General features: G+C 70.4%; 1 protein-coding gene. It reads left to right on the forward strand.

What is annotated here, in order from left to right; all coding sequences use genetic code 11:
- Window positions 1-62 precede the first annotated feature (62 nt).
- A partial coding sequence (locus ACH4D3_RS41035; protein ID WP_398332862.1) for an amino acid adenylation domain-containing protein occupies window positions 63-8,470 on the forward strand: 8,408 nt, incomplete at its 3' end.

Below are 8,470 nucleotides of genomic sequence, written 5' to 3' on the forward strand. Positions count from 1 at the left end.
GGGCGTTGTTCCAGACGCCGACGCCTGCGGGGCTTGCTGTGGAGGCGGCGCCGCAGGAGGTTGTGGTCCCGCCGAACCTGGTGCCCGACGGAGCGTCCCGTATCACCGCGGAGATGCTCCCGCTCGTCGAACTCACAGAGGACGAGATCGAGCGGATCGTCGCGCGGACGGAGGGAGGCGCCTCCAACATCGCCGACGTCTATCCCCTGGCCCCGCTCCAGGAAGGCATCCTCTTCCACCACCGGATGAGTGATCAGCAGGGCGCCGATGTCTACGCGATGCCCACGGTCCTCGGCTTCGACTCGCGCGACCGGCTGGACGCCTTCCTGGCCGCGCTGCAGCAGGTGGTGGACCGGCACGACATCTACCGCACGGCCATCGTGTGGGAGGGCCTGCGCGAACCGGTCCAGGTCGTGCAGCGCCACGCCGAACTGCCCGTCCTCGAAGTCGCACTCGACGCCCGCATCCCCGATCCGGTCGCTCAACTGCTCGCCATCGGCGAGTCCTCGATCGACGTGGACCGCGCACCCCTGCTTGACGTGCACACCGCCGCCGACCCGAGCGGCTCCGGCCGGTGGCTCGCGCTGCTGCGCATCCACCACCTCGTCCAGGACCACACCACACAGGACGTACTGCTGAGTGAACTGCGCATGATCCTCGCGGGCCGGGGCGAGACGCTGCCCGAGCCGCTGCCGTTCCGGAACTTCGTCGCGCAGGCCCGGCTCGGCGTGCCCCGGGAGGAGCACGAGCGCTACTTCGCCGGTCTGCTCGGAGACGTGACCGAGACGACCGCACCGTACGGCCTCCTCGACGTGCACGGCGACGGCGCCGACGTGCGGCGGGCGAGACTGGAGGTCGGCGAGGAAGTCGCCGACCAGATCGCGGAGGTGGCGCGGGCGCGGGGCGTGAGCGCGGCCACCCTCTTCCACCTGGCGTGGGCGCGGGTCCTGGCCGCCGTCAGTGGCCGGGACGACGTCGTGTTCGGCACGGTGCTGTTCGGCCGGATGCGTGCCGGCGCAGGCTCCGACCGGGTGCCCGGTCTGTTCATCAACACGCTGCCGGTTCGTGTGCGCCTCGCGTCCACCGGTGTCGGCGACGCGCTGGTCGGTCTGCGGCAGCAGTTGGCCGAGCTGCTCGTGCACGAGCACGCCCCGCTCTCGCTGGCCCAGCGGGCGAGCGGAGTCCCGGGCGACAGTCCGCTGTTCACCTCCCTGTTCAACTACCGGCACAGCCAGAGCGGTGCACGGACCCCGGAAGACGGTCTCGACGGTGTCACGCATCTGACTCCGGCCGACCGCGTCGACGACCGCACCAACTATCCGGTGACGGTGGCGGTCGACGACCGCGGGAACCGGTTCCGGCTGACCGTCGATGCGGTGGCGCCGGCGGACCCGTGGCAACTGTGCGGTCTGCTGCACGAGGCTGTCGCCAACCTGACGACCGCTTTGCGCGAGGCGCCGAAGTCCCGGCTCGGCACGGTGGAAGTACTGGACGCGGTGGAGCGGCGCCGGGTGCTGGAGGAATGGAACGAGGCCCCGACAGAGGTGACTCCGGCGACGTTGGCGGAGCTGTTCGAGGCACAAGTGGCGCGTGCTCCGGGCGCGGTTGCGGTGGTGTGCGACGGGGATGAGGTGTCGTACGCGGAGCTCGACGGACGGGCGAACCGGCTGGCGCGTCATCTGATGAGCCGAGGTGTGGGCGCGGAGTCGGCCGTCGCGGTCGTCATGGAGCGCGGCATCGATCTCGTGGTGGCTCTCCTGGGTGTGGTCAAGGCCGGAGGCCTGTACGTGCCGTTGGACCCGGCCTATCCGGCCGAGCGGATCGCGTACACGCTCACCGATGCGCGAGCCGGATGGTTGCTGACCTCGGCAGCTCTGCGTGACGAGATGGCGGACTTCGGGGTGCCGGTGGTCGAGCTGGACGACCCGGCGGTGACGAACGAGCTGAGCGGACTGGATGCTTCAGCGCCGGTTGCGGGTGAGCGGGGCGCGGTGCTGCCGGAGCATCCGGCGTACGTCATCTACACCTCGGGCTCGACGGGCCGCCCCAAGGGTGTGGTGGTGACGCACGCGAATGTGACGGAGTTGTTCGCGCAGACGCGGGGGCTGTTCGAGTTCGGGCCGCAGGACGTGTGGAGCTGGTTCCACTCCTTCGCGTTCGACTTCTCGGTGTGGGAGTTGTGGGGCGCTCTGCTGCACGGCGGCAGCGTGGCGGTGGTGTCGTACGAGGTGTCGCGGTCACCGGAGGATTTCCTCACTCTGCTGGAGCGCGAGCGGGTGACGATGCTGAGCCAGACCCCGTCGGCGTTCTACCAGTTGCTGGCGTCGGAGAAGCACAGGCCGACGGCGTTGACCGCGTTGCGTGCGGTGGTGCTGGGCGGCGAGGCACTTGATCCGGCGCAGCTGGCCCCATGGTGGGCGCGGCACGGGGACGGCGGGCCGCGACTGGTGAACATGTACGGGATCACCGAGACCACGGTCCACGTGACTCATCAGGAACTGGTCGCGGACGGTTACGCGTCGGGCGGCAGTGTGATCGGGCGCGGGATCCCGGGGCTGAGCGTCTATGTGCTGGACGAGTGGCTGCGGCCGGTGCCGGTGGGGGTCCCGGGTGAGGTGTATGTGGCCGGCGGGCAGCTGGCCCGTGGCTATCTGGGCCGGCCGGACCTGAGCGCGCAGCGGTTCGTGGCCTGCCCGCACGGCGACTCCGGTGAGCGGATGTACCGGACCGGGGACCGCGCGAGGTGGGATGCGGACGGGCGGCTGGTGTTCGCGGGACGGGCGGACGAGCAGCTGAAGATCCGCGGGTTCCGGGTCGAGCCGGGTGAGGTGCGGGAAGTACTGGCCGGACATCCGAGGGTGACGCAGGCGGCGGTGATCGCGCGCGAGGACGTCCCGGGCGACAAGCGGCTGGTCGCCTATCTGGTGTCGACGGGCACGGATGGCCTCCCGGGTGAACTGGCCTCTGACATACGGGGGTTCGCGGCGGCGAGGCTTCCGGGGTACATGGTGCCGTCGGCGTTCGTGGTCCTTGACGCGCTGCCGTTGACGGTCAACGGCAAGCTGGACCGCAAGGCACTGCCCGCTCCCGAACACACCGCCACGGCCGGCGCGGGCAGGGGGCCGGCGAACGCGCGGGAAGAGCTGTTGTGCCAGGCCTTCGCAGAGGTTCTCGGATCACCCCCCGTCGGCGTCGACGACGACTTCTTCGCCCTCGGCGGCCACTCGCTGCTGGCGATCTCCTTGGTGGAATACCTCCGGACCCGAGGCCTGTCGGTCTCGGTGCGTACGCTCTTTCAGGCGCCGACCCCGGCGGGGCTGGCCGCGGCGGCCGGCCCGGTCGCGGCCCATGTGCCCGAGAACGCCATACCCGAGGGTGCCACGGAGATCACGCCGGACATGCTGCCGCTGATCGACCTGAACGAGGCCGAGGTGCGGCGGGTCGTCGCACACGTGCCCGGCGGCGCGGCCAACGTGGCGGACATCTATCCCCTCGCCCCGCTTCAGGAGGGCCTGTTCTTCCACCACTTGATGGCCGCGCAGGACGGGGACGGCGGTGGCGACGTGTACGCCTCGCCCATCGTCCTCGGTTTCGACGCGCGTACGGATCTGGACGCGTTCCTGGACGGACTGCGGCAGGTCGTCGACCGGCACGACATCTACCGCACGGCCATCGTGTGGGAGGGACTGCGCCAACCGGTCCAGGTCGTCGCCCGGCATGTTGAGGTCCCGGTCGAGCGGATCGACCTCGACCCGGGAAATCCGGACTTCCTGCACCAGCTCCTCGCCGAGGGCGACAAGCGGATGGACCTGGGCCGCGCTCCCCTGATCCGGGTACTGACCGCTCTCGAGCCCGGCAGCGAACGCTGGCTGGTACTGCTCTGCATGCATCACATGGTCCAGGACCACACCACCAAGGACGTGCTGCTCGGCGAGCTGCGCGCCATACTTTCCGGGCGCGTCGAGTCACTGCCCGAGCCGCTGCCGTTCCGCAACTTCGTGGCCCAGGCCAGGCTGGGCACGGCGGACGAGGAGCACGAGCGGTACTTCACCGGTCTGCTGGGCGACGTGACGGAGACGACCGCACCGTACGGACTCCTGGACGTGCACGGCGACGGCGCCGAGTCGGTGCGCACGCAACTGCCTGTGCAGGACGAACTGGCACTGCGCATCAGGCAGGTGGGGAGAGCACTCGGAGTGAGTGCGGCAACCGTCTTCCACCTGGCGTGGGCACGGGTGCTGGCGACCGTGAGTGGCCGCGACGACGTCGTGTTCGGCACGATTCTGTTCGGACGCATGGACGCCGGCGCCGGTTCGGAGCGGGTGCCGGGCCTGTTCCTCAATACCTTGCCGGTCCGGGTACGCGTCGATGCCACGGGCGTGGGCGAGGCACTGACCGGTCTGCGGGACCAGCTCGCGGAGCTGCTCGTACACGAGCACGCCCCGCTGGCGCTGGCCCAGAAGGCGAGCGGCGTCCCGGGCGGCAGCCCGCTGTTCACCTCCCTCTTCAACTACCGGCACATTCAGGGCGCTCCCGAGGGCGAGGACGGGCCTATCCGGGGGCTTACGACGTTGTACGCCAGGGAACGCACCAACTATCCCGTCGACGTGGCTGTCGACGACCTGGGAACCGGATTCCGGCTGAGCATCGAGACCGTCGCCCCCGTCGACTCGGCGCAGGTGTGTGCCCTGCTCCACACCTGCGTGGCCGGCATGGTGACCGCGCTGGAGGACGCCCCCGAGACGGCGCTGAACGAGATCGACATCCTGGGCGAGGCCGAGAGGGGCCTCCTGGAGAGGTGGAACGACACCGGCGCGGCCCCGGTCCGAGCGGGCACGGCCGTCCCGGAGCTGTTCGCCGACCGGGTCGCCGAGGATGCGACCGCGGTGGCGGTGGTTGCCGACGGGCTCCCCGTGTCGTACGGGGAGCTGGACGAGCAGGCGAACCGGCTGGCGCACTACCTGCGAGCGCAGGGCGTGGGTACCGAGTCGGTGGTCGCGCTGTGCCTGCCGCGGGGTGTGGAGATGGTGGCGGCGATGCTCGGTGTGTGGCGGGCGGGAGCGGCCTACGTGCCGTTGGACGCCGAGTATCCGGCCGAGCGGCTGGCCTTCATGGTGGCCGATGCCGGGGTTGATGTGCTGGTGGGGATGGGCGGCCTGCCGGAGGGGCTGAACGCGCCGAGAGTGGTGGCGCTGGACGCGCCGGAGGTGGTGGCGGCGCTGGCCGGGATGTCGGCCCAGGCCCCGGAAATCGTGCTCGCGAAGGACCAGTTGGCGTATGTGATCTATACGTCGGGCTCGACCGGCGTACCGAAGGGCGTAGCGGTCTCGCACGCGGCGGTGGCGAACATGGTGCGGGCCTTGGGGCCGGTTCTCGGGGCCGGGCCCGAGGTGCGGGTGTTGCAGTTCGCGTCGTTCAGCTTCGACGCGTCGGTGCTGGACGTGGCGGCGACGCTGGCCTCCGGGGGTACGTTGGTGGTGGCTTCGGCCGCCGAGCGATCGGACACGGGCGAGCTCGTCCGGATGCTCCGGGAGACCGATGTGCGGTCCGCCAGCGTGGTGCCGTCGCTGTTGTCGGTGCTGGATCCGGGTGATCTCGCGGGTGTGGAGCGTCTGCTGGTGGGCGCCGAGCCGATCACCGCCGAGCAGGCGGAACGGTGGAGTGCGGGCCGGACGCTGGTGAACACGTACGGTCCGACCGAGTCGACGGTGATGGTTACGGCCGGCCGGGTGGACGGCGCGGGGCCGGCGGTGCCGATGGGTGCGCCACCGGCGCACCCACCGGCGGTGCCGATGGGTGCGCCGGTGGCGGGGACGAGGACGTATGTCCTGGACAGTGCACTGCGGCCGGTCCCGGTGGGTGTGGCGGGCGAACTGTACGTCGCCGGTGGCCAGTTGGCACGCGGATATCGGGGGAATGCGGGACTGACGGCGGAACGGTTCGTGGCCTGCCCGCACGGCGACTCCGGTGAGCGGATGTATCGGACCGGGGACCGGGCGTGCTGGACGGCGGACGGCCGGCTGGTCTTCGCGGGACGAGCGGACGAGCAGGTCAAGATCCGCGGCTTCCGGGTCGAACCGGGCGAGGTGCAAGCCGTGGTGGTCGAGCACCCCGAGGTCGCAAGAGCCGCAGTGGTCGCGAGGGAGGACGCGCCGGGCGAGACACGGCTGGTGGCCTATGTGGTGCTCAAGCCCGGTGCACTCGCCACATCCGGCGAACCGACCGAAGCGGTCCGTGAGTTCGCGGGCATTCGCCTGCCGCACTACATGGTGCCCTCGGCGGTCGTCGTCCTGGACGAACTGCCGCTGACGGCCAACGGGAAGCTGGACCGGGCCGCACTGCCCGCACCCGAATACACGTCCGGTTCGGGCAGGGGCCCGGAAACCGTGCAGGAGGAGATCGTCTGCGCCGCGTTCGCGCACGTCCTCGGCCTGGACAGCGTCGGCGTGGAGGACGACTTCTTCGCGCTGGGTGGCCACTCGCTCCTGGCGGTGTCGCTGGTGGAGCACCTGCGGAGCCGAGGGGTGTCGGTCTCCGTGCGCGCGCTGTTCCAGACCTCGACGCCGGCCGGTCTGGCGGCGACGGCGGGTGTGAGGCACGTCGAGGTTCCGCCCAATCTGATTCCCGAAGGCGCTACGGAGATCGCGCCGCGGATGCTGCCGCTGGTCGACCTCGACGAGGCCGAGATCGCGCGGGTGGTGGCCACGGTGCCCGGCGGCGCGGCCAACATCGCCGACATCTACCCGCTCGCCCCGCTGCAGGAGGGGCTCTTCTTCCACCACCTCATGGCCGACCGGGACAGCGACGTCGCGGACGTGTACGCGGTGCCGGTCAGGCTCGGATTCGACTCCCGGGAGCGGCTGAACGCGTTCCTGGACGCGTTGCAGCAGGTCGTCGACCGGCATGACATCTACCGCACTGCCATCGTGTGGGAGGGACTGCGCGAGCCGGTTCAGGTGGTCGCGCGCCGTGTCTCACTGCCGGTCCACGAGGTCGTTCTCGACCCGCGGGGCGGCGAAGCGGTGGAGCAGCTCATGAACGTCGGCGAGTCCTGGATGAATCTGGGCCGCGCCCCCCTGATGCGGGTGCATGTCGCCGCCGAACCCGGCGGTGACGGGTGGCTCGCCGTGCTCCGCATCCACCACCTCATGCAGGACCACACGACGCTGGACGTGCTGCTTGGAGAACTGCGCGCGATCCTCTCCGGACAGGCCGACGCGCTGCCCGAACCGCTGCCGTTCCGTGACTTCGTGGCACACGCCCGGCTCGGCACGCGGCCCGGCGAACACGAGCGGTACTTCTCGGGCCTGCTCGGCGATGTGACGGAGACGACGGCACCGTACGGACTGCTCGACGTCCACGGCGACGGCCGGGGCGTCCGTCACACGCGTCTGCCGGTGAACCATGAACTCGCCGCACGTGTCCGGGAGGTGGCACGGTCCAGAGGAGTCAGCGCGGCGACCGTGTTCCACTTGGCATGGGCCCGGGTGGTCGCCGCCGTCAGTGGCCGGGACGACGTGGTGTTCGGCACCGTGCTGTTCGGGCGGATGAACGCCGGTGCCGGCTCCGACCGGGTACCGGGCCTGTTCATCAACACATTGCCCGTGCGCGTGCGGGTCGGGGAAGCCGGTGCGGCCGAGGCACTGACCGGACTGCGCGACCAACTGGCCGAACTCCTGGTGCACGAGCACGCGTCGCTCGCCCTGGCGCAGAGCGCCAGTGGCGTGTCGGGCGGCAGCCCGCTGTTCACCTCCATCTTCAACTACCGCCACAGCGGCGCCACCGACGGCGAACCCGGCGCGGGGCTCGCCGGCGTCACCATGCTGAGCTCGCGCGACGGCTCCGGTGACCTGACCAACTACCCGGTCAGCGTGGCGATAGACGACGCGGGGACCGGGTTCGACCTGGTCGTCGACACGGTGGCTTCAGTCGCACCGGAACAGGTGTGCACGCTGTTGCACACCTGCCTGGGCAATCTGGTGGCTGCCCTGGAAGACGCGCCGGAGAGCCGACTCGGGGCGGTGGGGGTGCTCGACGCGGCGCAGAGCGAGCAGGTCCTGTCCGAGTGGAATGACACGGGTGTGGGGTTTGGGGTGGGTGTGACGGTGCCGGGGTTGGTTGGGGTGCGGGCGGTGGTGGATCCGTCGGCGGTGGCGGTGGTGGCGGGTGGTGTGTCGGTTTCGTATGGGGAGTTGGAGGTGCGGGCGAATCGGTTGGCGCATTATTTGGTGGGGTTGGGTGTGGGGCCGGAGTCGGTGGTGGGTTTGTGTTTGCCGCGGGGTGTGGACATGGTCGTGGCGGTGTTGGGTGTGTGGCGGGCGGGGGCTGCGTATGTGCCGTTGGATGTGTCGTATCCGGTGGAGCGGTTGGCGTTCATGGTGGCTGATTCGGGGGCGGATGTGGTGGTTGGTTTCGGTGGTGTGGTGGAGGGGTTGGGTGTGGGGCGGACGGTGTTGTTGGATGATCCGGT

Origin of the sequence: Streptomyces sp. NPDC018026 (assembly GCF_044327745.1) — a bacterium.
Lineage (GTDB): Bacteria > Actinomycetota > Actinomycetes > Streptomycetales > Streptomycetaceae > Streptomyces > Streptomyces rubrogriseus.